Source organism: Pseudoalteromonas sp. Xi13 (assembly GCF_003952205.1).
Lineage (GTDB): Bacteria > Pseudomonadota > Gammaproteobacteria > Enterobacterales > Alteromonadaceae > Pseudoalteromonas > Pseudoalteromonas atlantica.
In genome coordinates, this window is record NZ_CP034439.1 from 2,975,771 (window position 1) to 3,002,570 (window position 26,800).

The following is a 26,800-nucleotide window of genomic DNA, read 5'->3' on the forward strand; positions in this document are numbered from 1 at the left end:
TAATAAATGCAGACACCGACTACCCTCGCGTGTCTGCTTTTGCTTTCTCAGGGTGTATACGCCGCAGAGCAGCAACAGCAGACCGAACCAAAAACACAGCCATGTAACGACCTTAAAAATGAGCAAAAAGAGCGTTGTGAAGCACTTGAGCACATTGAAGTAAAAGGCCAGTACATAGGCATAGAAGTACCCGAAGTTATTGGGCGTTCTTACTTAAATCGTGACTTTATAAATGCCACACCTAAAGGCAACGGCGATATAAACGAGCTTATTGCATTGCTCCCTGGTGTACAGCTAAGCAACGAGGCTTACTCTATTGGTAGTTTGGCAGAAATCAGCGCACCAGAAATATCAATCTCAGGCGCGCAGCCATGGCAAACTGGCTTTTCATTAGATGGACTAAACTACAATAACCGCATAGATCCAGGTAGCAGTAGCCGCTTAAGCTCTTCATCAAACGATGTATCGGGCGGCGTGCAAAGCATGAATGTAAACTCCGATGTAGTTGAATCAATCACAGTGTACGACCACAACATTCCGGCTGAGTTTGGTGGCTTTTCGGGTGGCATTGTTGATAGTAAAACCAAAAGCGTATTTACCAATGACAGTTTTAGCTTTGGTGTGCGGGGTAATCAAAGTAGCTGGGGGAGTTATCACTTTATAGAAGCCGCTCAAGACAGCTCTCAGCAAAATGTTGATCAAAGCACACTTGAAACGCCCAAGTATGAAAAAATCAGCTATAACCTGCGTGCTAATAAACAAATTAATAAGCGTCATGGCGTAATGATGAGTGTTAGTTACTTAACCAGCGACATCAGCGATTTGTCGTTAGGGGAAGTCAAAACGCAAAGCCGTAAAAACATAAATGCCATTGTTAAATATGGTTATCGCAATGGCTGGGTAGACGCATTAGATTTAACCCTAATGTATTCACCTTACGAAGTAGATGACTTTATAACCGACGCCAAAGACAGCGACTTCCATTTAGAAGGCGGCGCTGTAGGCGCGGTCGCATCACTTACCCAGCACTTTGATTTTGCAACCTGGCGCAGCAACCTTAATTTTAGTATGAGTGATAGCAGCCGAGAAGGCCCTGCGCACTTTTATAACTGGCTGCAAGCTAAAGGCAAAGATTGGGGACAATATGCCGACCAAGGCGATGCGCAAACGCGCTACTCTCGCCAAGGAGGCTATGGCGCTTTAGATAACACCCAATACACCACCAGCTGGAAAAACACGCTAAATTTCAATTCATTTGAATTAGCAGGTACTGAGCATAATATTAAGGCCGGTATAGAGCTTATTCGCCAAGAAGTAGAGCGCGAACGCATACAAAATAGCTACAACTACGACTCCCCTATTATATGGTCTAGCGCAAGTACACCACTTAATTGCAGTGGTTACACACTTGACTGCCAAGCGCTTGAAACCACTATATCTATTGACGAACTTGCAGCGCAGCTAGGGGGCGAAATTGATTTTAACAACCAAGATCACATAACAGCGTACAGCAACAATGTAACAGCCACCGCGCAGTATTTTAATGGCCGCTTAGTAACCCCAGCAGAGTATATAAATGTAGCGTTAAATCGCGCCTCGTTTTATGCAACAGATAGCATCACCTTAGGGCAATTAAGCTTAAATTTAGGTATGCGCTACGAATACGATGACTTTTTAGCTAATCACAATATTGCGCCACGTCTATCCCTTGGTTACGATGTATTTAACAACAACCGCACTATTATTAGCGCAGGGGTTAACCGCTATTACGACTCAGCCATTATTGGTTATAAAGTAAAAGAGCAGCAGCGTTTTTCATACCGAGAGTACCGCCCAATTGAAAACGGCTACCTTCAAGGGTGGCTACCGTCTAACTACACCGGCGCGTTTAAATACCGCTTTGATGATGTAAATACCCCCTACGATGACGAACTTGCATTAGGCATTGCGCATTCATTTGAAAAAGCAGGCAATATATCGCTCAAATATGTAAAACGTAAAAAGCATCAGCAATTTTCTCAGGTTACCGATGAAGAAGCAGCTAGTGATGGCTATAAATACATTTATATGACTAACGAGGGTGATGGCAGCTCAGAGCGCTACTCTATCTCGTGGAGTGCACAGTTTGGTAAACACTCTTTATGGGCCAATGCCTCCTACGCTGAAAACAAAGTTTCAAACGACGAATACAGCGCTAGCGCAGAAAATACCCCCCTTGATGAACTCGTTTATTATCTCAATGCACAAGGCGAAGGCGAGCTTGTAACGCTTGGGCAGCTAGAGCAAATACGTACCAACTTTGGCACCCCAGTGTCAGGTGCGCTTGGCTGGAATGTTGATTGGAACAGCTCATTTAGTACAGGCTTAAATGTTACCTACAGTGACAGCTACACCAGCGCGGTAAGTACCGGGGCTAGCGAAAGTATTGGGCTTGAGCAAAGCTGTACAAGTTGCCCTGTAGAATCAAGCTTAGTTGATGTATACGAAGAGCAAGAAATACGCGCCAGAACCATGCTAGGGCTAAGTTTACGCTATAGCCATAACCTCACAAAAACCCAATCTATTGACATAAGAGCGGATATTTCTAATTTATTAAATGCCCGCACTTACACAGTAAACGAAGGAGCATCAGGTATTGAGCCCGGGCGTATGTTTTGGGTAGGAGTTAGCTATAACTATGATTAGGTTATTAAGCATTTTTTTACTGTGCTCATTTAGCTTAAACGCCAAATCAACAAGTAGTAACGATTTACGCTCACTTTATAGTAAAGGCCAAGCTCATTGGCCTGCTATTCAAACCAGTGACGGAAGAAGCGTTGAGCCCATGTCGCTTTTGCCTGTAGCATCGCCTAAACCGGAGCATGTTGCACTAGGCGATAAGCTTTTTCACGATGTGCAGCTTTCACGTAATAATACCGTTAGCTGCGCAACCTGCCATGAACGCGACAAAGGCTTTCATGATGGCCGTACAACTGCCATAGGCATTGACGAGCAAGTAGGCACGCGTAACACCCCCGCTATTTTTGGTATTGATCAATGGCAACATTTTTTTTGGGATGGACGCGCAAGCACCGCTGAGCAGCAAGCACTTATGCCAATAGAAAACCCAATTGAAATGGACTTAGATCCAAAAATAGCTTTAGCCCGAGTAAATAAAGATAAGAGTTACCGTGCATTTAATCAAAGCGCTTTTAATAGCAACACGTTAACCACCGAGCAAATGGCAAAAGCCTTAGTTGCGTTTGAGCGCACATTAGCAGCGCCAAATAGCCGCTATAAAACTTTTTTAACACAGCTTAATAAAAATCCACAACAAGCAGTTAGTAGCCTAAGTGATAGTGAGTTAAATGGCCTGCACCTATTTAGAACTAAAGCTAAATGCATGACTTGCCATAACGGCGCACTACTCAGCGACAACCAATTCCATGGCACAGGGCTGCATTATTACGGCCGCCGTTTTGAAGATAAAGGCCGCTACGATGCCACCCATAACCCTGAGCATATTGGCCAATTTAGAACCCCATCGCTATTAGGGTTAATGCAAACATTTCCGTGGATGCATAACGGCTTATTTGACGATTTAGCCGGCATTGTCGCCTTATATAACCATGGCGGAGTAAGGCCCAGACCACGAAAAAACCAACTAAACGACCCACACTTCCCTAAAACCACCGACCTGCTTATAAAGCTTAATTTAACCAAGCAAGAACAAGCAGACCTAGTGGCATTTTTACGGATTTTATAAATAGTAAGCTACTCACCTAAAGTGCGCGTGAGTAGCTTAGCGATATAAAATCGAGGCCTGGGTTGGGCTTTTTAATACCAGCGTTTGAATAATGAAAATACTTAAGCGACACGCTATGTTGCTCAGCCTCACCAAATTTCATGGCAATGCCTAGGCGGTCTTCAAACTGGTAATGTGTGCTTATGTTTTTACCCGCAAATTTGGTGTCATCTAATAAGCTTAAACCAATACCAAACTCGGCAAAAACGCGGTTCCCAGCAATACTGCCAATAGGATAAAAAATAACAGGCGAAAGCGATAAGCCTAAATTAGCGTCGTAGCGTTTTGGGTCATCGTATTCAAAAAAGTTGGCATTGGCTTCTAGGTAAATCTCTAGTTCTTCAAAGCCTTCTATTTGATAATCTAAGGCATATTGATAAGCCACCTTAATCCCTCGCACGTCTCCTTCACCTTGAATATAGCTCATCGAAAAGTAATCTTGTGCAGCCGTTGCAGCGCCTGCGTATAGCGTTATAGCTATTAAAAATAATTTATAAAGTTTCATGTTATTCACCTCAAGCAGCTCTATTTTTATTGCAATTGCTTGACCTAAACACAGCAAATTTAGCTGCTCTAGATTAAGCAATGATTCAATGAGGTGCATACTAATTGCATTTAACTATTTTGATAATTGCAATTTAAGTGGAATAACTTTCTTTAATATATTGATAATTAAACAGTGCTTGAGCGCACGCTAACGTGTGTTGTTAACCGCTTATATTGCTGCTTAAAAAGCTGCCAACCCACAATACCCGATAAGGTATTACCGCATGCCATACCGATAAATAACCCTGTTAAACCGTAAAAATACGAGCCTAACCAAAGTAGTGGTAAGAAACACAAAAATAGCCGCAATATAGAGATAAATAAGGCCGTGGTCGCAAACCCCAGCGCGTTACATACCGATACCATGATCATACATACACCCAAAGCCGCGTAGCTCAGGGGCACAAATGCAAAGTAATCTGTTAGGTTAGCTACTATTTCACTATTATTGCTAAGCGCATTTGCAAGCGGGTTAGCCACACCTAGCATAATAACCGCTAATAAAATTTGTATGCCAATTACAAAACCGCACGCAAGTTTTACTACGCTTAATATTTGCCTAAGCTCGCCCCGCCCTTTTAAATTTCCAACAATGGGGGGCAGCGCCATGGTAAGCGCTAAAATTAAAATAATCGCAATATATTCAATACGGTTTGCAAGCCCCCAAGCTGCTACAGCAAACCCACCATACGCGGCAATCAATGCCGTTACTATCATGGCTGAAATAGGCGGAATAAACTGTGAAAGTAAAGCCGGCGCCATCATTTTGGCAATGGCTTTTATTGCCTGCTCGGTGCGGTTTTTTAAAACGTCAAAGGTTACAAGTTCTCGTTTAATAAGCGTGTAAAACACCACTACTAAGCCTATTGAAAAAGCAACACAGCTTGCCCATGCAGCACCCGCTAACCCCATATCAAAGGTAAACATAAACAATGGATCGAGCGCTATATTTAACACACTGGTTAGCACCATAATTCGCCCAGGCAATAAGGTTTCGTTATGGGCACGGCAAATGCTGTAACCAAAATAAAGCAGCGCTCCAAGCCAGCAGCTTATTAGCCAAGGTAGCCAGTAAAGCTCGGTTAAATTAAATAACGAAGGCGTTGCACCCAGCGCTAAAATTATAGGCTGCTGAAAAAGCCACAACGCCAAGCACAATAGCGTTACAATTACGGTGCCAATAAGTACGATTAAACTACCTAAGTAGCGTGCATAGTTAACTTTATTTTCCCCAAGTGCAGTAGAAATGGTCGCAGTTGCCGCAATACCTAAGCCTACTTGTACTCCCACAATTACCTGAAAAATAGCAATACTAAAGGCAACTACAGCGAGCGGCTCAGCGCCTAGCTTAGCAATAAAAATACTGTCTACCAGCTGGCTTCCCATAATAGAAAACAAGCCAACCAACATAGGCCAAGTTTGCTTAAATAAATACTTTAAAAGTAATGATGTATTACGGCTCATAAGGCAGGCTCACTCTAAACTTAAAAATTTAAACGAGAAAAATACCGAAAAAAAAGGCGCTTATAGTAAGCGCCACAGGAAAAGTCACAATGAATAAGCTGCTAGTATATTTACACAACTAAGTATTGATAATATAGTTGTTTAAATAATCAGTTTATTGAAAAATTTGATAATGAACATTGCCCATTTAAATCTGTTTGTCAGAATCGCAACAACACACAATATTAGCTTAGCTGGCAAGGAGTTAGGTTTGTCGGCTGCGGTTTCTAGTGCCCAAATGAATAAGCTTGAAGAAACGCTCGGCGTTAAACTTATTCATCGTACAACCCGAAAAGTATCGCTAACCGAAGAGGGGCAGGCTTTTTTACCCCACGCCGAGGAAGTGCTTGCCAATGTTGAAATGGCACGCGCCTCGGTAGGTATTGGCAGTGTAACTCCACAAGGAAAATTACGCATTACCGCCCCTGCTTCGTTCGGGCGTATGCATATTATTCCTGCATTGGCTGGATTTATTGAGCAATACCCCGACCTGACAATTGATTTACGCCTAAGTGATAGCATTATTGATATGGTCGGCGGTGGTTTTGATATAGCAATACGCGACGCCGCCCTAAACGACTCAACCCTTATAGCCCGAAAGGTTGCCCGCGACAAACGCTTAATTTGCGCATCGCCTAATTACCTTGCAAAACACGGCACCCCAACAACACCGCAAGATTTAAAAAATCATACTTGCGTTAATTTACATGGTTTAACTACGTGGTCGTTTATTACACCCGAGGGCACACAAAACATTAAAACCAATAACGTATTACAAGCCGACAACGGTGAAGCGGTGCGCGATGCGTGCGTGCAAGGCTTAGGTATTACGTTAATGTCGAGCTGGTGTGCCTATAAAAAACTACAAAGTGGTGAGCTGGTACAAATTTTACAAGACTACCCACTTGCATCCGACACCGCTATTTGGAGTGTTTACCCAAGTTCGCGTTTATTAGCGCCAAAAGTAAGGGCCTTTATAGACTACTTTAGCGGCTACTTTGGTGACGAACCCTACTGGGAAAAAATATAATTATTTAACCGTAAAATATAAAAGCACAAACCAAGGTTTGTGCTTTTTGCGTTTTAAGCTTTAATTTTAAAGTGTTAAATAAAACCTTTATTTACTGGTTAAACGCTTATAGATGATGTCTTTTAGTACTGCGCGATCATGCTTTAACTGATGCATTGCTTCGTCATCAATTGGCGCATTTTCAAGTTCTAACTCGCGAATTTGTGTATCCAGTGCGTTGTATTTTTCAACTTGCTGTGCAAATTCTGCATCACTTTTAATAAGCGATGTGAGTGTATCTGTGTGCTGTGGGAATTCGTTTGCTACTGAGTGGTTTTCGCCTAACATAATTGTTCTCCGTTGTTTTAATAGGTAACCCCTTGGGCATATAAAAATAGTAGCAACTAACCTTTATTTTTATAATACCCATTTTAGCAGAGTTACTTTATTCAATAATTTGATAATAGCTAATATAAACGTACCGCTACGTTGGGTTTTTAGCTTTCCAGGCGTTATCGGTCGCTCTTAGGTTTTCGCCATCTATACTCATTACTTGCTCAAGATGCTGATGATGCTGCTTATACGCCGATATATAACTTTCTTGCTCGTTGCGATTTTTATAAAGCTCAGGCATTACATGAGCATCTTTTTGTTTAAACAAACGTTGTAACCGGTAAGCCTCATAGGGCTCTACTCCTAACGCTTCTAAAGCGGCTTGCCCCATTTCTAGTGCGCTACCAACTGTTTCTCGGTGAATGCTATTAAGGCCGCTATCCATGAGGTTAAACTCGGCTTCGCGGTTGTATGCACTAATTACTATTTTAAGCCACGGAAAATGCTTTTTAGCCAGCTCAGCCAAATGTTTGGCTTGTTCGGTATTACTCATGGTAATTATCAGTAGTTCTGCCGATGCTGCTCCTGCTGCATGAAGTAAATCTAAACGCGTGGCATCGCCATAATAAACTTCAAAGCCGAGTTTTCTGAGTAGGTTAACGTTGTTAGCATCGTTATCTAAAATAACGGGTTTAATACCTGAAGATATTAAAAAGCGGCCAAGGTCTGTGCCTAAACGGCCAAAGCCGGCCAAAATAACACGATGATTTTGCTGTGCTATCGTATCGGGTTCTGAGCTTTGTGCCGGTATTGCTTGGTTTTGTGCTAAAAACTTATCATGAAAAATAAATAACAACGGCGCTAAAAACATTGAAATAGCCACCGCCGATATAAGTGGGTCAATGACGTTATTGGCTAATACACCGTTATTTTTTGCAAACTGAAATAACACAAACGCAAACTCCCCACCTTGCGCTAAGGCAATGGCAAATAACGAGCGCGCTCCCGAGCTAATTTTAAATAACTTGCCAACAATTACTAATACCAACCACTTTATGGCAATTAAGCCTGTTGTTAAACCAATGATTAGTAATAGATTATCGCCAATTAACGTAAAGTTTAAACTCGCCCCAATGGAGATAAAAAATATACCCAGTAGCAAGCCTTTAAAGGGTTCTATGTCGCTTTCAAGCTCGTGTCTAAATTCGCTGTCGGCAAGTACCACACCAGCTAAAAATGCCCCAAGCGCTGGCGATAGCCCTACCGCAAGCATTAACAAAGAGGTACCAATAACCAAAGCAAGCGCAGCAGCAACAAACACTTCGCGAATACCGGTTTTTGCTATGGCTCTAAATATAGGTTGGCTGGCAAATTTACCTATTAAAAATACCGCAAAAATAGCCGCAAGAGTCAGTATCACTCGCAAATAATTAGGCAGTGTTGTTATATCAAATAGCACAGAGCTGTGGTGCGAGCCGCCCGCTATAGCAAATGTTGCCAGTAACGGCAGTGCTGCAAGCATAGGAATAACCGCTAAATCTTGAAACAACAATACAGCAAACACACTGCGCCCTGCTTCTGTATTCATTTGGCCTTTTTCTTGAAGGGTTTGTAGCACAATAGCCGTAGACGATAACGACACGATTAAACCAACCGCCAATGCTTGCTGCCACGGTAAAAATATTAGCGCAATAGCAGTAATAATAATGCTTGTAGCAATTACCTGCGAGCCACCAATACCTAAAATAGGCAGCTTTAACTGCCAAAGTAAGGACGGTTTAAGTTCAAGCCCAACTAAAAATAGCATCATCACTACGCCAAATTCAGTAAAGTGCATAATGGCTTCTACATCACCAATTAACGAAGCGCCAAAAGGCCCAATAATAATACCGGCAATTAAATAACCCAGCACTGAGCCTAAGCCTAATTTTTTTGCTATAGGTACCGCAATGGCCGCAGCGGCTAAAAATATAAATACTTGAAGTAAAAAACCTTCCATAGCTAGTCCCTCCTGATAAGTTTATTTAAATCAGAGTTTAAAAATTCACTGTGCGCCAACTGCGCTTCATCTAGCTTGCTATCTCGCAGTGCTAAAATAGCGCGGCGATATTGCTGAGCATAATTATGTACCTGCTCTGGTGCTAAACCACGGTGTACGCCACTAATTACAAACGGCGGTAAGCATTGCATTTTGCATAAATTAACAGTGGCTTTAAAAGGCGAAGTGAGTTGCTCTATGGTAAATTTATTTATGCCCGTGGGCGTATAGGTATCGGCATCGCCCCCGGTTGTAATGGCCTGTAGCGCCAATTTATTTTTTAATGCATCACCTTTTGAGCCGTACGCCCAATTGTGCTCAAGTACTAGGTCAAACCACTGTTTAATAATGGCTGGGCTTGAGTACCAGTAAAAAGGATGCTGAAAAACAATAATGTCGTGTGCTTCGCATAAAGCTTGCTCGCGCTGCACGTCAATCATCAGATCGGGGTAATGTGCGTATAAGTCGTTAACAGTAACGCCTTCAAGGTCTTCTACTGCGCTGCGCAACTCTTTATTTATATTTGAGCGAGCAGCCGCTGGGTGAGCAAAAATAATGAGTATTTTTTTCATGGTTTATCGCCTATTGCACTGTAAAATCAAAGCCTACAGCTGAAGTTAAATAAATTAGGGTGCACTGCCATGCACTGCGCCTTAGTTAAAACCGTTATTTAACGTTTTGAATTGAAACCACCATGTCGGGCCAATTACGTTGGTTCTCCATGCTGTACTCGGCACCTTGCTCATCGGCGTATTTAAAACGCCTTAACGCAGGTGTTTGGCTTGTCGCTTGGTATAACCAATAAGCTTCAGCGCGAAGCGCTTCTTGAATAGGTAAGTCGATTGACTCATACACTGCTTGTTTAGTGGCATTAATCGATTCGCTTGGCCAAAGCGCAATGCGCTTTGCAAGTTTATCAACGTATGGGCCTATTTCGTCTGGGTTTAGTGCGCGGTTAACGGTGCCGTAAAATTCGGCTTGGTCTGCGTCAAAGTCATCGGCGCTTAGTACTATTTCAAGCGCTCGGCCTAAACCAGTTTGACGTGCCATACGCGATGCACCACCGCCACAAGGTAAAATCCCCATACCCACTTCCATTTGCATAAACTTAGCTTTACCACGAGCTGCAAAGCGCATGTCGCATGCGAGCGCAAACTCATGGCCGCCTCCTCGGGCAAAGCCTTCTATTTTTGCAATGGTTGCTTGCGGTAATTTACTAATGCGCTCTAACACAACCTGTAGGTCGAGCAGTTTTACTTCGTTACGTGGAACAGCCTTATCAGACATATCCTTTAAAAAGTCGGTATCGGCATGCGAAACAAATATTTCTGGATGGGCCGATTGAAACACCACTACTTTAATTTGTTTATCGGCTTCTAACTTTTGTGCCAACATTGTTAAATCTGCAAGCATTGGTAAACCTTGAACATTTACCGGTGCGTAGTCAAAAGTAACCGTTAAAATTCCATTATTTGCAATGGTATTGAATGTAGTAAACCCTTCGTATTTCATAGCGTTATCCTTTGTTATTTTGTATAAATCAGCAAACGTTAAATGTTGTTAGCAACAATCAACTGAACGATTTACATTCTAGTAACTAAAGATAAATTTGATAATATTGATATTAAACGAATTAGTTTACTGTTATTTTTGATAATAATTGGTATTACTACCATCTCATTAGTAATTAGCCCTGTATATTATTTAATAATAAATAAAAAATTCTAGCCGTTTAATAACTCAATAATTATTGAGTTATTAAACCATTACTTTATTACGGCCTGCATTTTTAGCTGCGTATAATTGTTCATCAGCTCGTCGGGATGCATCTTTTGGGGCTTCACCTGGTTTAACTTGTACTACACCAATACTTACTGTTGATTTTATATGGAGTGAGGTATGAGTAACATTTTCAATATTTTCACGTATACGTTGGGCCACCTCATGTGCAAAACTAAGAGGAGTATTAGGTAAAACAACTAAAAATTCTTCTCCGCCAACCCTACCTGCACAATCTGTTTGACGAATGTTTTTTTCTATAAATTTAACAGTAGAAATAATAACTTCATCACCAATATCATGTCCGTAAGTGTCGTTTACTTGCTTAAAGTGGTCTATATCAATAACAATTAGTGAACACGCACTCCCTAAAAACTCACTCTTTTTAATCGCATTATATTTAAATTCAAATATTGATCTACGATTAGCGATACCTGTTAATTCGTCTTTTAATGCAAGTGTTTTAAATCGCTGTTTATGCTGAGTTTGTTTATAAGTTATGTAAGCTAAAATCAATATTAGCCCAATAGAAAACAGCAAAGATGCAATTTGCCAAAACGCTTTTTCATCAGCTAAATTTAATAACTGTTCTTTTACCTCTGACGATTCTTTCAGTCTTGTTATTTCTCGTTTTTGCTGTTCCGAGTCAAACGCTAAACGTTGAGATAGTAATGTATTATCTGCAATTTCTTGCACTTTTCTATCTGCGATTTTTAATAACTCTCTTTGAGCTAAGGCTTCTTGCTGATAGTTATTTTTTTGCATTGCTAGTTCACGCTTAAATTCTAAAAAACGTGTTAAAGAGTCAACTGACCATACTTGAGAACTATTTTGCTCAAAGTCTAAATAAAGCAGTTCCGCCTCATCTAGGCGGCCCTTTTTAATTAACCACTCAGCTGTTGTTATTGATTGAATAAATTTAATCCACTCACTATTTAGTGTTAAACCCCTGGCTTTATTTAAGTATTGCTTAGCCGCTTGCAGCTCATTTAATTGAATATTTATTTGTGCGATTTTAAAAAGTAGGTAAGCATTCCCTTCATCGTCTTCATACTTAGTAACCGCTGGGAGTATACTGTTGTACAACAGTATCGCTTTTTGATAATTACCTTGAGCTTCATGAGCTTGGGCTAGGCTATCTGTGGCTATGTACCACTCTTGCTCATTATAATTTGTCAGCTCATTAATCGCTCTTTGCAATTGCTCTTCAGCGAGCGAAAAATTGTGAAGATCGGCGTGGATAAGCCCTATCTCTTTAAGTATAAGCGCTTTGTCGTAAGAAAAGCCGCCTTGCTCATAGGAATTATAAGCTTGTTGAAATGCCAAAAAAGCTTGCTGGTACGAACCTTGTGAACGAAAAATTATCCCTAATATTAAGTTAGCTGTTGCATGTTGATAATAAAGCTCTGGATTTTTAGAGGTGGCACTAATAACATTTTTAGCCATTGAAGTGGCTGTACTTACTTTGCCTTGTTGGTATAAATGAAATGCGTGGCATGTTTCTAAATCGAGTTTTAATTTAGGCGAGTTAGCTTTTTTGATTGCTTGATTTGCATCTGTCAGTAAATCATTTAATGCTATATGATTTTTGTCATTTTGGGGGTCATAAAACCAACACTTTACAGTTTTAACACGAGCAGTATCGAGCACTGAAGAATAAGGTAAATTGCGCTCTAACTTATCCATAAGCTCACGACTTTGACTACTCGTTAAATGTCCACTTAGTATTTTTCCAACATCTTCTTTTACTGCATTAGCAAAAGTACTAAAACAAAGTAGAGAGTAAAAAACACCAATAAATAACTTAAACATTTAGCTTTATAATTCCTTTACCGTACTTAAAACACAATTGTAGGACACTGTAATTAGCTGACGACAATCTTTAATAACTAATGTTAATTATGGTAACAGTATTTGCTTTAATACTTATATTAATACTTGCATTAAAGTTTGCTGTTATAGGTTTTGTAATTGCTCTATCAACCACTTATGAATTTGGCTGTTATTGGTTCGTGGATGCCATGCGGCTATTATTGGCCTGAGCATGCTTTTCTCAGAGTGCTTTATCTAATAAACATTAATGGTTAAGAGCTCGGCTTATTAATTAGATTAAATGAAACTTTCATTTTATTTGCACAATTTATTGCCATACTAAAACCTACGTATATAAATCGTTTTGGGGTAAGTATGAGAACAATTAAACGAAGTCGTTTAAAAGCGCCTAGCGTTAACACTACAAAGACTAAGTTCGCATTTTGCCTGCTTAGTGCCACGGTACTTTTAACTGCATGTGGCGAGCAGATAAAAAGCGAAAGTACACCTGCCTCCCCAGAAGCTAAAAGCGCTAAAAACACACTTATTAATACCGATGATTTTAATATTAAAGCCATGGTAAAGCTGCCACAAACTGTTGAGTGTACGCTTGAAAACGGCTTACAAACCCAGTGTGCCCAGGTTGTTTTAAAATATCAGCCCGACAACATTGAAGTCGGCCCTTTTTGCCCAGAAACACTCGACGACGTAGGCGGAATTTGGGATTGGGATGGCACCGATGCGGGGCTATATAGGTTAGATAAAGCATTTTTAACCATGCTTAACGAGCAAGGTTTTACCTTTTACGATGAAGACGGCAAAGTGCATATTGTTGATAACGCGACCATTCGCCCAACCGTTGATCATGCATGTATTAATGTATCGGTAGATAAAAGCGTGGAAATTACCGCCCTTTTACCACTGCACCCTGTTATGTCTGAGCAATCAAATGCTTTAGGCACTGTATCTAAAGTGGGTATAGCGCTTGCGGGTGTGCCTATTTTTTCGGATGCGCCAAGTGTGCAACATACAGGGCATTTACCCGCGCTTGATACCTGCGCAGGGCATATTGACCCGGGCGGTTGGTACCACTACCACGGCACCGCCAGTGATATAGACAGCGTATATAAACACGAACATGTAAACGCCAACTGTAATAATTTAACGCAAAAGCCAAGCGCCCTATTTGGTTATGGCTTTGATGGCTACCCAATTTACGGAAGCCAAGAAATTGATGGTACATTCCCAACCGAGCTTGATAGCTGTAATGGCCACACAGGCCCCGTGGGTGAAAGCGGCATAGTTACTTACCACTACCATGCAAGTAATACATTCCCTAACTTACCTAAGTGCTTAAAAGGTGTGGTTGCACAAAACAACTTTACGACCACAGCACAAGCGGGTGTAGGGGCCAAGCCACCTGAAGGCACTAAAATATCTCGCCATGAACCACCTGGTGGCGGCGGTCCAAAAGCAGGTGGCCCTAACGGCGGCATGTCGCCACCGGGGTTTGCTGACGCTGCTAACAAACTAGGCGTTAGCGAAGAAGCGCTTATGCAAGCAATGCAAAAAGCCGGTGGCCCTAATGCCGATTTAACGGTTGTAGCAAAGGCACTTAACGTAACACCGGAGCAACTAAAAGCCGCCTTACCAGAAAAACCTAAACGCTAATTAACCTGAACTCTGGTTAGAGATTTACTAACATATTGAACCATAATGATATTTAAGTTTATTTTCTCTAGCCAGAGACTTTCAGTGAAAATAAGGCAAATTTACGCGTCAATAGCTTGCCTATTGCAAGTAATTTAAACGCGGTTAGCGCTGAAAATAGCGGCTCGAGATAGATTTATTATCCAATAATTCAGGCTAATTATAAATTTCAGCAAGTGTTAAAAGCACATGCCGTAACAATTAGTTACACAACTTATAGCCTATAAAAGTTCCTAAAATCGTCAAAAATGTGAGAAAACGTTGGCTTGTGTCAAGAACAGTAAACGTTAGTAAAAAGCTGTAAACACGCCCCTGTTATCGGTTACATGTCAGTTACCATTCAGTTTAAAGCGCTAGTATTGAACCCAGTTATGTAACAACATACACGAGGCACTAGTATGAAACTGACTCAATTACTCCCTGCTCTACTTGCCATAAGTGCAGTATCTGGCGCTGCATATGCAGCACCCAATGAGCGAGAACACGCAAAAAGTTTTAATAATGAGCGCGCAAAACGCATCGAATACAAACGAGATGAGCGCCGCGATGACAAAAAACAGCGTATAGAATATAAAAAAAACGACCGTAAAGAGCGCAAACAAGCCAAACGCGAGCACCGCAAAGAGCAAAAGCGCAAAGTTGCCCATTACAAACAGCAGCAACGCACTCGTAATTATTTTAAACATAATCGCCACAACGTAGTGACCTACCGGCCTGGGCATTATTTTAATCACTTACCGCGCAATAGTGCTTCAATCAGATTTAATGGCATTACGTTTACATTTAGTGATGGTATTTACTACAGAAAAGCAAAAAGAGGCTACCACGTAGTTAAGCCACCAAGAGGCTTAAGAATACGCTCACTACCAAGGCATTATTCATACTTTAAACGCCATAATACCACTTACTATACCTACCAAAATGTATATTACGTGGCAGATAATAATGGTTATAGAGTAGTTGATGAGCCTAAAATAGTGGTTAATCAGGCTATTAAGGTAGGCAGTGCTAAAAATTATGATTTAGGGCAAACCTACGACACCCTCCCTATTTCGGCAGAGGCTGTCACGATTAACGATCAACAATATTTTAAGTACCAAGATATTTATTTTTTACCGCAAATAAACGGTGACGAAATAAAATATTTAGCGATAAATTTAGGGTAATAGTAATAAATTTTAAAAGCTCAGCACTTAACTGCTGAGCTTTTTATTTAATGTAACCCGATCTAGGATGCACCTTAATTACTAAAACATGCCCATTAACCACCTAACAGTGACCGCTAATGAACTAGCTAGAAAAAAGCCCGAAAATGCCATAATGCCTGTAATAAGAAGGATTCCACCACTATCATTTAACTTTAAATATAATGCGAATAGAAAAAAATAAGCTACCCAAATAATAAAGTTAATGAAAAATTGATAAAAGTAATTATCTGCAAAAAATAAAACTATGGGGATATAAACTGCTAAAATAAAAGGAAATATCAACAAAAAAAGAACAAAAAGATATGAGCTTGTTTCGTATATAAATATTAGTGATGCTTTCCCACCCCCTCGTTTAGCCAATTTCCTGCGGTATTTAATATTATCTTGCTGTGTGGATTCCTCTAATGATATGTTCATCTTTTTAGCGTTGTTAGAAATACTTTTATCTCTAATTTTTTGCTTGTAAGACAGTAAATATCCTTCTATTGACCCACACAAGACCAATAAGGTCATAAATAAAAATCCATAGTACCCATACTCAGGCTTTAACAAGGACATAAACATTTAATTCCTTTTACATTATTGAGTACGTTTCACACACCCTAAGCTTACTAATAATGTGCTGTACACACGTACTTTTATCTACAACCCATAATCCATAACTTATTGGCAGTATATCAATATTAGCGCGGCTAAATAATTTATAGGTATCGAGCTCAAAAAAATCAGCCCATGGCCCTGGAAAGCCAATTAAATTAATCGCAAGATATCGTCCATTATACCGACAAAGAATATCAACATCCGTTCCGGCTATCGTGTAACCAGCCCACGTTTCTATTTTTAAACTAGTTAATTCGCAGATAACTCTTTGCTGAAATTTATCAATATCAGAGGTTACATTGTGAGCTGCTTCAAACTGCGTTATTGAACTTATATAACGTCTTAGTAAATAATGCTCTGGCAATTGCGTTTCATCTATTGATAAAAATACACATTGTTTTTGCCTCGCTCGTGTAATACACACATTAAATACATCTGCTTTATTAATATAAGCCGCAGCTCTTTTAGCATTATTATCTAGCGCAAAAGAGATAAGCATAATGTCTCGCTCCTCGCCTTGAAAACCAAATGGAGTGGCAGATCTCAGTTTATACTTTATTATCTCAGCTTCATTAAAGTGAGTTTCTATCTCTTTGGTAATATAATCAGCTTGGCTTCTAAAAGGCGAAACAACCCCCATGCTATGGCTGATCCCTGCGCTTTTATCATCATCAATTTGTTGCTTAATCGTGTTTATAATACTGCTCGCCTCAAGATGATTAATACCTGAACTATCTCGAGTTCCATTAACGCGTTGTACCAGTAAGTTACCCGTACTTGTACAAGGTCTGTGCTGCATTATTTTTAACTTTGATTGATAAAAATGTTCGTTACTAAAATTAATTAACTCAGGCTTGCTTCTAAAATGTTCATCTAAAAATGCCAGTTGTTTATTATCGTTTAATGCATTTAAGGTCAGATCTAAAATAGAGTTATCACGATAGCTCATAACGCCTTTATCGCAAAAACTCACATTATTCTTAGACATAAGCTGGGTTTCTTTGTTTTTTGCCAAAAAAGAGTAATGTTTTAACTGCTTAGTATCACCGACAATAATCGCTCTTTTTGCGCGATAAAGTGCAGGTAAACAACTACTGATGTTACATTGTGTCGCTTCGTCAATAATAACTAAGTCGAACATTTCGGCTTTTAACGGTAGTACTCTATACAAGGTATTTAAACTTACGAGCCACACCGGAAAAGCCGATAATAAAGCCTCGTATTCTATATTATCAAAAAGCTCAAACTGTCTTTTAGATGTGCGACTACGAATAGCTTGGTTAAATGCGTTTAACGATTTACGCTGAGTATCAATTAACGCTTTAAGGTTTTTATTTTTTAACGCGCTTAAATAACTACTCGCCAGTTTTTCTCTTTTAAGTTGTTGGGTATTTATTTGCTCTAACGAAGACCACTGCTTTGCTAATTGCTTAATACCACGACGAGCAAATTTAATGTATAAATTACTAAGCCATTCGATATTCTTATCTTCAAGATTTTTGAGTCTTTTACCTCTAATTATGGCTCGGTGGCAAAACTGACTAAAGCGCAGTTCTAATTCATTTAATGAGGTATTTAGCTTGTTTAGTTCAGACTCAATAAGCGCGGGGTTATCTTGTTCATCCGCTAAGTAGCCTGCTAATAAATCGGCAATATAATCTTTTAATTTTTTTAAAAATTCTTTTTGTCCGGCGCGTATGGATACATCACTTAGCCCAAAGTTTTCATTAAGTTTATCGGCTATTACATCCAGTGCGGGATTATTGTTTGCTACAATAAGCACCGACTCTCCTCGCGCCATATGCTCGGCTGCAATCGCTGCAATTGTGTAGCTTTTCCCCGTACCTGGCGGTCCTGAAACACACCCTAAATTAATATTTGCGGCAATTGAGATAACTTTCTTTTGCGAAGCTGATAATAGCCCAGGCAAATAATCGTACTTCAAGTTTTTATTTTTAATTGAAGGCTTCAAAGCGTCAATTAAACCGTTAACAGGCGGTGATAGTTTATCTGATTCAATGATTTCTTCTAGCTCATGCAGCACACCCCGGCTACTATTTGAGCGCTCAATAAAAACCAGTATAGAAGCAGGTAAAAGTGTTGGGGTTTTACTTTTTAAGGCTTTTTTTATTTCGTCAGAATCAGCAAGTTCAGGGTAGTTTAAAAGCTCAAATAGGTTCAGCGCTATCGGGCTTTCTTTCAATAATGAGGTCCAAAAATAAGCTGACTGAATATCAGCCGTTTCATCGATACTTGTAAGCTTGTTACCCTGTGGTATTAATAGTTGAGTTAATGATTCATTTATATCCGGTTGAGTATCAGTAAGAGAAAAGTAATAGTCACCCTGATCTTTTTCAATAACGGCTTCATTAAATAAAATAGGCGAAACAACCTGCTTTATCTCGCCCTTAACTTCTATGTTACCAACGAATATAAAGCGTGCATAAAGTAGTACCCGTTCGCGTTGATACACCTCTACACGCTTCATCATTTGCTTAGCAAAATTTGCAGGAATTGGAAGACGTGGTAAAAATCCAGAACCTAAATCATCTCGGCCTTGAAGAACAAAACGATCCTCTTTTTTTAATTTATTTAGATTCCATAAATTTAAATCCGCGCTATCTTCTTTGTAGCAATCGCGATAATACGACAGGACGTTTTTACTACTCAAAATTTAATTCCATTTAAAGTTAGACACTTAAATTACGTTCGAAATTTACAATATCAACGCCGGCTTTTACTTTGTATAACTGTGCTAAGCGACCGCCAGATTTAACTTTTTCATCTAGTGTTTCAAACATACTAGAAGCTTCAATGCGTCTTATTATACTTTTACGCTGAACAGGTTTACCTATAATGGTTTCAATGACTGACTTAAATTGCCCTACGGTAAAATGCTCTGGCAAACAATAAACCGGCGCCATTGAGTACAATGCCTTTTGTTTTAAACGCGCTTTAGCTTGCTCAATAATATACTTGTGATCAAAAGCCACTGGCAAATTATTTACCTCATCTATATCTATCCATTTTGCATCATCAACCGTTTCTATATGGGTTGATACTTGCGCCTCTGCAATTAAAGCAAAATAAACTAAAGTGACACTAAACCCTCGAGGATCGCGATTAATGCCTGAGTATGTCTGTAGCTGCTCTAAATATTGAGGCGCCACACTGGTTTTTTCTTTAAGCTTTCTAAGCGCAGTCATACTTACGCTATCGTCAATATCTACGTCGACAAACCCACCGGGTAGCCCCCACCGCCCTGCAAATGGCTCACTCGCACGCTTAACCATTAGTACTTTTAGAGCACCGTTTTTAACAGTAAATAACACACTATCGACTGTAAATAATGGGTTTTTGTATTCGGTAATATCGTAATGGTTAATCACAGCACGCTCACATCAAGTTAAGGTCTTAGTGACACAATAAATTAAACGCATTTCAATATCAACCTACCTTAAAATTACAGACATATTATTAGTTCAGTGATTTAGTTTAAAAAACAGCTTGATTACTATAGGTACATTTGATAATTTAATTGTGTCGCTAGGACACAAACATTAAAAGGACAAAAAATGAAAATATTTAGCTATAACTCAACAGGAAGTAAATCGTTAGTTGATTATGATCACTTTACTTTTTCAGGTGGTGAAGAGCATGTCAGATTCAACACTGCTAATTTTTCAGACTCTATCAAAATAGAGATTTTTGAACGATTAACCAATTCTTCAAAAATGGTTAGATTAATGATTGCTGTTGATGCGTTAAAAAGATTAACAAATGAAAGCACACCTATCGAACTCGTTATTCCTTATTTTCCCTATGCACGCCAAGACCGAGTGTGCGTTGAAGGGGAAGCGCTAGGCGCTGCAGTTATGGCAAATTTTATTAATAGCTTACAATTTTCAAAAGTAACTATTTGGGATGCGCATAGCGATGTATCCCCAGCTTTAATTAATAGAGTAACTAATGTTGAGCAAATTTCGTTACTTGGCCGCTGTGAAGAACTTAGCCAACGTTTAGCAAAAGGCGAACTAACGCTTATCTCTCCAGATGCGGGAGCAAGCAAAAAAACCATTAAAATTTCAGAAAAGTTCAATGGCGTGCCTGAAGTTATTCAAGCTCAAAAAGTAAGAAACTTAAAAACAGGCGAAATAATAAAAACAGAAATTATTGGTAATGTTAAAGGTAAAAACGTACTTATTGCTGATGACATTTGTGATGGCGGCAGAACGTTTATTGAACTTGCGAAGGTACTAAAAAGCAATGGTGCTGCTGAAGTTTCTCTTTTTATAACTCACGGTATTTTTTCAAAGGGGCTTGATGTTTTTGAAGGCCTAATCGAGCACATTTATACAACTGATTCGTTTAAACCGGCTAATGAGTTTAAAAATAGTAACACCATTAGTTTACAAATAATTGAGATGTAAGGAAAACACCATGACTATTACAGCTGCAAGTATGCAAAAAGATGTTTATAAAGAATTTCATAGCCGTGCTTATCACCCTGATGTAAGTGAAGTATATGCAAACTTTACATCAAGAAGCGGAAAACTTAGCAACATAGAAAATAACGATAGAGTTGCGTTTGTTGGTCTTCAATACTTTATTAAAAGTTATCTTTTAGAAGAATGGAATGAGTTTTTTAAACTAGATAAAGCAACTGCCGTTGCTAACCATAAACGTATAATGAGCTCAATGCTTGGCTATACAGTTGATGTAAAGTATTTAGAAGATTTACATGATTTAGGTTACTTACCATTAAAAATTAAAGCGTTACCAGAGGGAACATTAGTCCCTTATTTAGTTCCGCCTATGACGATAGTAAACACTAAAGCTGGCTTTCAATGGCTAACAAATATGATTGAAACTGTATTGAGCTGCGAAAACTGGCCAATACAAACCAGCACTACAACCTCTGTTGCATATTTAAAAGTATTCAAAGAGTTTGCACAAAAAACAGGGACGCCTATGGAGTTTGTTCCCTTTCAAGGCCATGACTTTAGCTTTAGAGGTATGTTTGGCAAACACGCTGCGGCAATGAGTGGCTTTGGCCATTTAGCATCAGGACTGGTAGGTACAGATACCATACCCGCTGTTTTATTTGCAGAAAAATATTACGGAGCAAATGTAGATAACGAGCTAGTTGGCTGCTCTGTAGATGCAACTGAACATTCGGTTACCTGTTCATGGATTATGGAAGGTGAAATAGAGTTTTTTAAGTACTTAATGAAAGAGCAATCACCAAAAGGGATTTTAAGTGTTGTGTCTGACACATGGGACTTTTGGACACTTGTTACTGACTACTTGCCTCAGTTAAAAAGCGAAATAATGGCGCGCGATGGCACCTTAGTTATACGCCCCGATTCTGGCGACCCTGTTAAAGTATTAACAGGTTACAAAGTTTCACCAGTATCTGATTACAAGGAGTTATTTGAAACACAAAAAGAAGCTGAAGCTGACGTTGTTAATAAAGGGTATGAAGCGTATCGCTTTAATGGTCAATATTATGGATTTGAAGATAGCAACACTATTGAGCTGATGGAATGTGAAGTTAAAGGGCTTATAGAGTGCCTATGGGATACATTTGGCGGCACAATAACAGCTAAAGGCTATAAACTGCTTGATGATCATATTGGTGCTATATATGGTGACGCAATAACACTAACTCGCCAACGCCAAATTTTACAGCGCTTAATGGATAAAGGCTTTGCTTCAAAAGTCGTACTTGGTATTGGCTCATACAGCTACCAATACGTAACACGTGACACACATGGCTCGGCTGTAAAAGCAACGAGTGTAGTTAAAGCAGGTGAACGTTTAGCTATTTTTAAAGACCCAAAAACTGACTCAAAGAAAAAATCGGCTAAAGGGCTCTTAAAAATAGACAGAGTAAATGGCGAACTAACCTTATTTGATGACGTAACCGAGCAAGAAGAAGCTAAAGGCCTATTAGAAGTTGTTTTTGAAAACGGTAAAATAGTGAAAGAAACAACACTAAGTGAAATTAGAACTTTAATAGATACACAAATTTAATTGTTAAGATAATCTAATCTCAAAAGAGCAAGTTGCGCTAAGCATCTTGCTCTTTTGACATTAAGTCGGCCATTCGTTGGTTAATTTCTTGCTCACTTAAATCTTCTTTATGGGTGCCTATAGTCCAAATATGCCCGAATGGGTCTTGTAGGGTGCCGGCTCTATCACCGTAAAACTGGTCGTGCACTGGGCGTACTTCTGTAGCGCCAAGTTCAATTGCCTTTTTAAATACGCTGTCTACATCTTCTACGTAAAGCATTAAACTTACCGGTGTGCCACCAAGTGCATTGGGGCTTTTAAATGACTCGTCCGGGCATGAGTCCGAAATCATAATGTGGGAGTCGCCAATTATAATTTCAGCATGGGCTATACCGCCCTCTGGCAGCGGCATTTGCATTACTAACTGCGCATTAAATGCATCACGATAAAAACAAATAGCTTGCTGAGCACCTTCTATAATTAAGTACGGTGTTACCGAACTAAACCCTTTGGGAATTGCTGAAACAGTCATAACGCTCTCCATTATTTTTTATGGGTGTATGTATTTAGCCTATAGGTTAAAAACACTTCTTTCAACGTGTTAACTCATTTAAGTCACTATAATTAAATTAGCCAATTTGTGGTCAATAACTATACTAGCTGTAATATATATCTTACTTTTATTTGCTTAGGACTTTTATAATGTTAGCTAAAATTAGCCTAGCCGCTAGAAAGTATAAAGTTCTGAAGTATTTAGTTTTAAGCTGGTGTGCTTTATTTGCCCACCAAAGCGTGGCTAAAGTTGTGATTGCCATTGTAGGTAAAACAAAAAACGACTCTTTTTATCAGCAAGCCTTTAAAGGCTGTTTGCACTTTAGTAATGAGCACCCTGAAATAGAATGCAAGTACGATGGACCAAAAGACTTTCAAGATATTCGTAGCCAATCTATGGTCATTAATAGGTTAGTTGACCAAAAAATAGATGGGTTAATTGTAGCAACAACCGACTCTCAGCATTTGGTCACTCGTTCATTAATGGCGCTTAAAAGTAAAAACATTCCTGTTATAACGTTTGATTCTGATCTGCTTGAAAAACACCAACAGTACCGCCTAGCCTACGTTGGCAGTAACAACTTCGACTTTGGCGTTGCCCTAGGCGAGCAAGTAAAAAAACTGACCAACAAAGTAAATAATACGCTTTGCATGCAGTCGGGGCACCATACAACCCCTAATTTAAACAAGCGTATTGCTGGGGTTAGGTACGCGCTGTCTGATCAAGCGACAGCGCACCTATCAGGTAAAAACGGCTGGCGCGAACATAGTCGCTGCCCCTTATTTAGTTTAGGTAAGCGCGAAGAGTCACTAAAGCAGTTAATGCATTTATTAAAAATGGACAACCCACCCATTTTTTTAGCTGTGGCGGGGTTTGCACAATTTAACCCTCATTACGTAAATGCCTTAGCGCCTTTTAAGCAACGTATTGCCGATAAAGACATTATTATTGTTTCTGCCGATACAGAAGAAATACAGCTCAATGTGTTAAGCAGGGGCCTCTCTTCGGCTAACATAGGGCAAAACCCTTTTGAAATGGGCCGCTTGAGCACCAAGCTAATGCACGACTACATTTTATATAATAAAAAGCCTGCGCAATCTCACTATTACACCGACTTTCATTACTGTACACAAAGTAACGCCTCACAGTGCACTGTTAATCATTAAAATTTTACCCAGTTAACTGGGAGTTATGCCCTTTTAAGTACGATGCAGCGCACTTTAGCCAGCGTATTATTGCTCTAAGTTTAAGCGTTGGTGCCACGCTGCAATGCTTTCATCGGGGTATTCATCAAATTGTTTATCATTCTTTTGGATATGCGGGGTGACCCAATTGGCCTTACTGGCAAGCATTAAGTGGGTGCGCTCTGGCGGTATGGGTAATTCGCTGTCTATTGCCCCAGCAAAGGGATGAACTTGCTCAGACCATCGCGAATCATATAACCACAAGTTACTGCTGCAGTGCTTACAAAAATGGCGCTCAGCGGGGCTGGTTTTATCACCCACTTTGGCATGATAAACAGTAATATGTTCACGCCCTGTAACCTCAAGCGTGCTGTATTGTGCGTTCAAGTTTATAACAAACCCGCCACTGCCGGCCGTTTTACGACAAATAGAGCAGTAACATAAGTTATAAGGATAAGGGTGTTTAGAGCTCACACTAAACGTTACTTTGCCACAGTGACAAGCGCCTTTAAGCTTCATAATAAATCCAATTAGTTACTGTTTAAGAGTTAATACCATAACCAGTTAGCGATAAAAAAACCACACCCTTTACAGGGTGTGGTTTTTATTTGCTAAAGCGTTTTGTTCTAACGCTGCCAAAATCTTAAATTGCGCAATGTTTCAATAAATTTATCTGCAGGGTGCATGTTTAAATCTATCCAACCATCGTCGGCTTTACCATCAAGCCCTGCGGCTTCAAATAATGCCATGGCATCTTTTGTGTAGCCTATGTATTTCATGTGCGCGAACGCATCGCTCACAAAGTCTTTTGCCTCAGGGATACCAGCAAGCTTCTTAGCGCCCTCTTGCGTTGCAAGTACCATCACCGCATCGTAAAGCACCGAAGGGCCGCCATTAATTACTTGATCCGCTGCTACATGCTTACCTTTACTACAACATGCACCACCTACTTGTGCGGCCACAATTTCGTAGTTAGCACCTTCAGCGTCTAAGGCATTTGTAACCGAATTAAAAATATCAGCATCAAAGCCATCGCTCACTAAAATACCTAACTTACGACCTTTAAAGGTATCTGGCGCATTTTTTAAAATGCTTAGCGCATCTGATACAGGTAAATCGTTACGCGTTGGCATAGCAGCTTCAGCCGGCTCTGGCATATCTTGCAGGCGCAGGCCTTTTGCAACTTCTTGCGCTAATGTGTTATCTACATTTAATAAGTGCGAAACCACACGCTCACGAATCGGCACATGCTCTACTTTTGAAAGCTCAAATACAAACGCATATTGAATGTGCGCTTGCTCTACTTCTGTTTGGCTTAAGTAAAATTGGCGCGCTTGGCTGTAGTGATCGCTAAATGTTTCTGAGCGATAACGCAGCTTATCTCCACCGCTTACTTCTGGCTCGCTTGAGCTTTTAAAGCCATGCACTGGGCATTCGCGGGGGTTATGCTCATCGCCGCTCCACGAGTTTGGCTCGTAGTTAGCACGCCCTTTAGGGTTATGCATTGCCATGTGGCCATCTTGTTGAAAATGACGCATTGGGCATTTAGGCGCATTAACCGGAATGTGCGTAAAGTTAGGACCGCCTAAGCGTTTGGTTTGAGTATCTAAATACGAAAAGTTACGCCCTTGTAGTAATGGGTCGGGTGTAAAATCAAGCCCAGGTACAATGTTTTGTGTACAAAAAGCCACTTGCTCTGTTTCGGCAAAAAAGTTATCAACTACACGGTCAAGCACCATGCGGCCCACAATTTTTACTGGTACTTGCTCTTCAGGTATAAGCTTGGTGGCATCAAAAACATCAAATTCAAATTCATCAGCAAATTGCTGATCAAACACTTGTACACCCAGCTCCCACTCTGGGAAGTCGCCTTTACCAATAGATTCCCACATATCTCTGCGATGAAAATCAGGGTCTGCACCATTAAGTTTAAGTGCTTCGTTCCACACTACTGACTGCATACCTGCTTTTGGTTTCCAATGAAACTTAACAAATTTTTCATCGCCATTTGCATTAATAAATTTAAAGGTATGAACACCAAAGCCTTCCATAAAGCGTAAAGAGCGTGGTATGGCTCTATCTGACATGGCCCACATAATCATATGAATTGACTCAGGCGATAAACTTACAAAGTCCCAAAAGTTATCGTGCGCGGTTTGCGCTTGTGGAAAACCACGGTCTGGTTCAGCCTTAGCTGAGTGAATTAAATCAGGAAACTTCATCGCATCCTGAATAAAAAATACAGGTATGTTGTTACCCACTAAATCCCAGTTTCCTTCTTGGGTGTAAAATTTAACAGCAAACCCGCGAACATCACGTGCTAAATCGGGAGACCCTTTATTCCCTGCCACAGTTGAGAACCGTGCAAATACCGGTGTTTTTTCACCTTTGCGCTGAAAAATATCAGCACAGGTTAAATCTTCAAGCGTGTCGTAGGTTTCAAAATAACCATGAGCACCGTAGCCTCTGGCATGTACCACACGCTCTGGAATGCGTTCGTGATCAAAGTGAAACAGCTTTTCGCGCATTACATGATCTTCTAATAAACCTGGGCCGCGCTTGCCTGCACGTAATGAGTTTTGATCGTCGCTAACAGGGCACCCTTGCGCGGTGGTCATCGTTGGGTATTCATCAGAAGCCTTTTGATGTAATTCGCCACCATGCCCTTTATTGCCTGAGTATTTAAATGATTCAGCCATGTTTAGTCCTTCATACAATTTGATTTA

The 26,800-nt window shown here is 40.0% G+C and carries 21 protein-coding genes; 8 read left to right on the forward strand and 13 right to left on the reverse strand.

The genetic code is table 11. From position 1 onward, the window contains the following. Nucleotides 1-6 precede the first annotated feature (6 nt). On the forward strand, nt 7-2,685 hold the full coding sequence (locus EJ103_RS13350; RefSeq protein ID WP_126008095.1) for a TonB-dependent receptor: 2,679 nt from the start codon (nt 7-9) through the stop codon (nt 2,683-2,685). Then, nucleotides 2,678-3,745: a cytochrome c peroxidase gene (locus tag EJ103_RS13355; RefSeq protein ID WP_126008097.1), complete on the forward strand. Its 1,068-nt coding sequence runs from the start codon at nt 2,678-2,680 to the stop codon at nt 3,743-3,745. The genes EJ103_RS13350 and EJ103_RS13355 overlap by 8 nt, the downstream gene beginning before the upstream one ends. Before the next feature lie 16 nt (nt 3,746-3,761). Here EJ103_RS13355 and EJ103_RS13360 read toward each other — a convergent pair whose 3' ends face one another. Beyond that, nucleotides 3,762-4,289 (reverse strand): acyloxyacyl hydrolase, encoded by a 528-nt coding sequence (locus EJ103_RS13360; RefSeq protein ID WP_024033246.1) that lies wholly within the window; start codon nt 4,287-4,289, stop codon nt 3,762-3,764. 167 nt (nt 4,290-4,456) lie between these two features. Next, nucleotides 4,457-5,794 (reverse strand): MATE family efflux transporter, encoded by a 1,338-nt coding sequence (locus EJ103_RS13365; RefSeq protein ID WP_126008099.1) that lies wholly within the window; start codon nt 5,792-5,794, stop codon nt 4,457-4,459. A gap of 172 nt (nt 5,795-5,966) precedes the next feature. Between EJ103_RS13365 and EJ103_RS13370 the strand changes: the two genes are divergently transcribed. Continuing rightward, complete coding sequence (locus EJ103_RS13370) at nt 5,967-6,863, forward strand: LysR family transcriptional regulator (protein ID WP_039972407.1); 897 nt, start codon at nt 5,967-5,969, stop codon at nt 6,861-6,863. An 87-nt stretch (nt 6,864-6,950) separates the two neighbouring features. On the opposite strand, the gene EJ103_RS13375 is transcribed toward EJ103_RS13370, so the two are convergent. The 5 genes from EJ103_RS13375 to EJ103_RS13395 all read right to left on the reverse strand — a co-directional run bounded on the left by EJ103_RS13375 (nt 6,951) and on the right by EJ103_RS13395 (nt 12,804). Next, complete coding sequence (locus EJ103_RS13375; RefSeq protein WP_126008101.1) at nt 6,951-7,190, reverse strand: YdcH family protein; 240 nt, start codon at nt 7,188-7,190, stop codon at nt 6,951-6,953. Nucleotides 7,191-7,326: 136 nt separating this feature from the next. Next, nucleotides 7,327-9,174 (reverse strand): monovalent cation:proton antiporter-2 (CPA2) family protein, encoded by a 1,848-nt coding sequence (locus EJ103_RS13380; RefSeq protein WP_126008103.1) that lies wholly within the window; start codon nt 9,172-9,174, stop codon nt 7,327-7,329. Nucleotides 9,175-9,176: 2 nt separating this feature from the next. Next, complete coding sequence (locus tag EJ103_RS13385; RefSeq protein WP_126008105.1) at nt 9,177-9,785, reverse strand: NAD(P)H-dependent oxidoreductase; 609 nt, start codon at nt 9,783-9,785, stop codon at nt 9,177-9,179. Nucleotides 9,786-9,879: 94 nt separating this feature from the next. Then, nucleotides 9,880-10,725, reverse strand: coding sequence for an enoyl-CoA hydratase/isomerase family protein (locus EJ103_RS13390; protein WP_126008107.1), 846 nt, complete (start codon nt 10,723-10,725; stop codon nt 9,880-9,882). A 246-nt stretch (nt 10,726-10,971) separates the two neighbouring features. Further along, nucleotides 10,972-12,804 carry a diguanylate cyclase gene (locus tag EJ103_RS13395; RefSeq protein ID WP_126008109.1) on the reverse strand — a complete coding sequence of 611 codons (1,833 nt, stop codon included), beginning with the start codon at nt 12,802-12,804 and terminating at the stop codon, nt 10,972-10,974. Nucleotides 12,805-13,179: 375 nt separating this feature from the next. On the opposite strand from EJ103_RS13395, the gene EJ103_RS13400 reads away from it, so the two are divergent. After that, nucleotides 13,180-14,475 carry a YHYH protein gene (locus tag EJ103_RS13400; protein WP_241232274.1) on the forward strand — a complete coding sequence of 432 codons (1,296 nt, stop codon included), beginning with the start codon at nt 13,180-13,182 and terminating at the stop codon, nt 14,473-14,475. A gap of 437 nt (nt 14,476-14,912) precedes the next feature. Further along, the gene (locus tag EJ103_RS13405) at nt 14,913-15,680 is read left to right on the forward strand and encodes a DUF6515 family protein (RefSeq protein WP_126008113.1); all 768 of its coding nucleotides are present in this window, start codon (nt 14,913-14,915) and stop codon (nt 15,678-15,680) included. 81 nt (nt 15,681-15,761) lie between these two features. Here EJ103_RS13405 and EJ103_RS13410 read toward each other — a convergent pair whose 3' ends face one another. The 3 genes from EJ103_RS13410 to EJ103_RS13420 all read right to left on the reverse strand — a co-directional run bounded on the left by EJ103_RS13410 (nt 15,762) and on the right by EJ103_RS13420 (nt 19,711). Next, complete coding sequence (locus EJ103_RS13410) at nt 15,762-16,235, reverse strand: hypothetical protein (RefSeq protein WP_126008114.1); 474 nt, start codon at nt 16,233-16,235, stop codon at nt 15,762-15,764. Nucleotides 16,236-16,296: 61 nt separating this feature from the next. Next, nucleotides 16,297-18,993 carry an AAA domain-containing protein gene (locus EJ103_RS13415; protein ID WP_241232275.1) on the reverse strand — a complete coding sequence of 899 codons (2,697 nt, stop codon included), beginning with the start codon at nt 18,991-18,993 and terminating at the stop codon, nt 16,297-16,299. 19 nt (nt 18,994-19,012) lie between these two features. Beyond that, nucleotides 19,013-19,711 (reverse strand): NUDIX domain-containing protein, encoded by a 699-nt coding sequence (locus EJ103_RS13420; protein ID WP_126008118.1) that lies wholly within the window; start codon nt 19,709-19,711, stop codon nt 19,013-19,015. A gap of 186 nt (nt 19,712-19,897) precedes the next feature. Between EJ103_RS13420 and prs the strand changes: the two genes are divergently transcribed. Both prs and EJ103_RS13430 read left to right on the forward strand, forming a co-directional pair. Further along, nucleotides 19,898-20,752, forward strand: a complete 855-nt coding sequence (prs, locus tag EJ103_RS13425) for a ribose-phosphate diphosphokinase (protein ID WP_126008120.1) — start codon at nt 19,898-19,900, stop codon at nt 20,750-20,752. A 10-nt stretch (nt 20,753-20,762) separates the two neighbouring features. Further along, on the forward strand, nt 20,763-22,358 hold the full coding sequence (locus EJ103_RS13430) for a nicotinate phosphoribosyltransferase (protein ID WP_126008122.1): 1,596 nt from the start codon (nt 20,763-20,765) through the stop codon (nt 22,356-22,358). 37 nt (nt 22,359-22,395) lie between these two features. Here EJ103_RS13430 and EJ103_RS13435 read toward each other — a convergent pair whose 3' ends face one another. After that, nucleotides 22,396-22,869, reverse strand: coding sequence for a VOC family protein (locus tag EJ103_RS13435; protein ID WP_004588872.1), 474 nt, complete (start codon nt 22,867-22,869; stop codon nt 22,396-22,398). 170 nt (nt 22,870-23,039) lie between these two features. Here EJ103_RS13435 and EJ103_RS13440 point away from each other — a divergent pair, with 170 nt between their 5' ends. Then, nucleotides 23,040-24,056 (forward strand): substrate-binding domain-containing protein, encoded by a 1,017-nt coding sequence (locus EJ103_RS13440; RefSeq protein ID WP_126008124.1) that lies wholly within the window; start codon nt 23,040-23,042, stop codon nt 24,054-24,056. Nucleotides 24,057-24,122: 66 nt separating this feature from the next. Here the strand turns inward: EJ103_RS13440 and EJ103_RS13445 are convergent, their stop codons facing one another. Then, on the reverse strand, nt 24,123-24,593 hold the full coding sequence (locus tag EJ103_RS13445; protein ID WP_126008126.1) for a GFA family protein: 471 nt from the start codon (nt 24,591-24,593) through the stop codon (nt 24,123-24,125). A 107-nt stretch (nt 24,594-24,700) separates the two neighbouring features. Then, nucleotides 24,701-26,773 (reverse strand): catalase, encoded by a 2,073-nt coding sequence (locus EJ103_RS13450; RefSeq protein WP_126008128.1) that lies wholly within the window; start codon nt 26,771-26,773, stop codon nt 24,701-24,703. Nucleotides 26,774-26,800: the final 27 nt, after the last annotated feature.

Excerpts from the sequence above, each read along its gene's own strand:
- EJ103_RS13350 (WP_126008095.1), top strand. The coding sequence starts at position 7 with ATGCAGACACCGACTACCCTCGCGTGTCTGCTTTTGCTTTCTCAGGGT.
- EJ103_RS13355 (WP_126008097.1), top strand. The coding sequence starts at position 2,678 with ATGATTAGGTTATTAAGCATTTTTTTACTGTGCTCATTTAGCTTAAAC.
- EJ103_RS13360 (WP_024033246.1), bottom strand. The coding sequence starts at position 4,289 with ATGAAACTTTATAAATTATTTTTAATAGCTATAACGCTATACGCAGGC.
- EJ103_RS13365 (WP_126008099.1), bottom strand. The coding sequence starts at position 5,794 with ATGAGCCGTAATACATCATTACTTTTAAAGTATTTATTTAAGCAAACT.
- EJ103_RS13370 (WP_039972407.1), top strand. The coding sequence starts at position 5,967 with ATGAACATTGCCCATTTAAATCTGTTTGTCAGAATCGCAACAACACAC.
- EJ103_RS13375 (WP_126008101.1), bottom strand. The coding sequence starts at position 7,190 with ATGTTAGGCGAAAACCACTCAGTAGCAAACGAATTCCCACAGCACACA.
- EJ103_RS13380 (WP_126008103.1), bottom strand. The coding sequence starts at position 9,174 with ATGGAAGGTTTTTTACTTCAAGTATTTATATTTTTAGCCGCTGCGGCC.
- EJ103_RS13385 (WP_126008105.1), bottom strand. The coding sequence starts at position 9,785 with ATGAAAAAAATACTCATTATTTTTGCTCACCCAGCGGCTGCTCGCTCA.
- EJ103_RS13390 (WP_126008107.1), bottom strand. The coding sequence starts at position 10,725 with ATGAAATACGAAGGGTTTACTACATTCAATACCATTGCAAATAATGGA.
- EJ103_RS13395 (WP_126008109.1), bottom strand. The coding sequence starts at position 12,804 with ATGTTTAAGTTATTTATTGGTGTTTTTTACTCTCTACTTTGTTTTAGT.
- EJ103_RS13400 (WP_241232274.1), top strand. The coding sequence starts at position 13,180 with ATGAGAACAATTAAACGAAGTCGTTTAAAAGCGCCTAGCGTTAACACT.
- EJ103_RS13405 (WP_126008113.1), top strand. The coding sequence starts at position 14,913 with ATGAAACTGACTCAATTACTCCCTGCTCTACTTGCCATAAGTGCAGTA.
- EJ103_RS13410 (WP_126008114.1), bottom strand. The coding sequence starts at position 16,235 with ATGACCTTATTGGTCTTGTGTGGGTCAATAGAAGGATATTTACTGTCT.
- prs (WP_126008120.1), top strand. The coding sequence starts at position 19,898 with ATGAAAATATTTAGCTATAACTCAACAGGAAGTAAATCGTTAGTTGAT.
- EJ103_RS13430 (WP_126008122.1), top strand. The coding sequence starts at position 20,763 with ATGACTATTACAGCTGCAAGTATGCAAAAAGATGTTTATAAAGAATTT.
- EJ103_RS13435 (WP_004588872.1), bottom strand. The coding sequence starts at position 22,869 with ATGACTGTTTCAGCAATTCCCAAAGGGTTTAGTTCGGTAACACCGTAC.
- EJ103_RS13440 (WP_126008124.1), top strand. The coding sequence starts at position 23,040 with ATGTTAGCTAAAATTAGCCTAGCCGCTAGAAAGTATAAAGTTCTGAAG.
- EJ103_RS13445 (WP_126008126.1), bottom strand. The coding sequence starts at position 24,593 with ATGAAGCTTAAAGGCGCTTGTCACTGTGGCAAAGTAACGTTTAGTGTG.
- EJ103_RS13450 (WP_126008128.1), bottom strand. The coding sequence starts at position 26,773 with ATGGCTGAATCATTTAAATACTCAGGCAATAAAGGGCATGGTGGCGAA.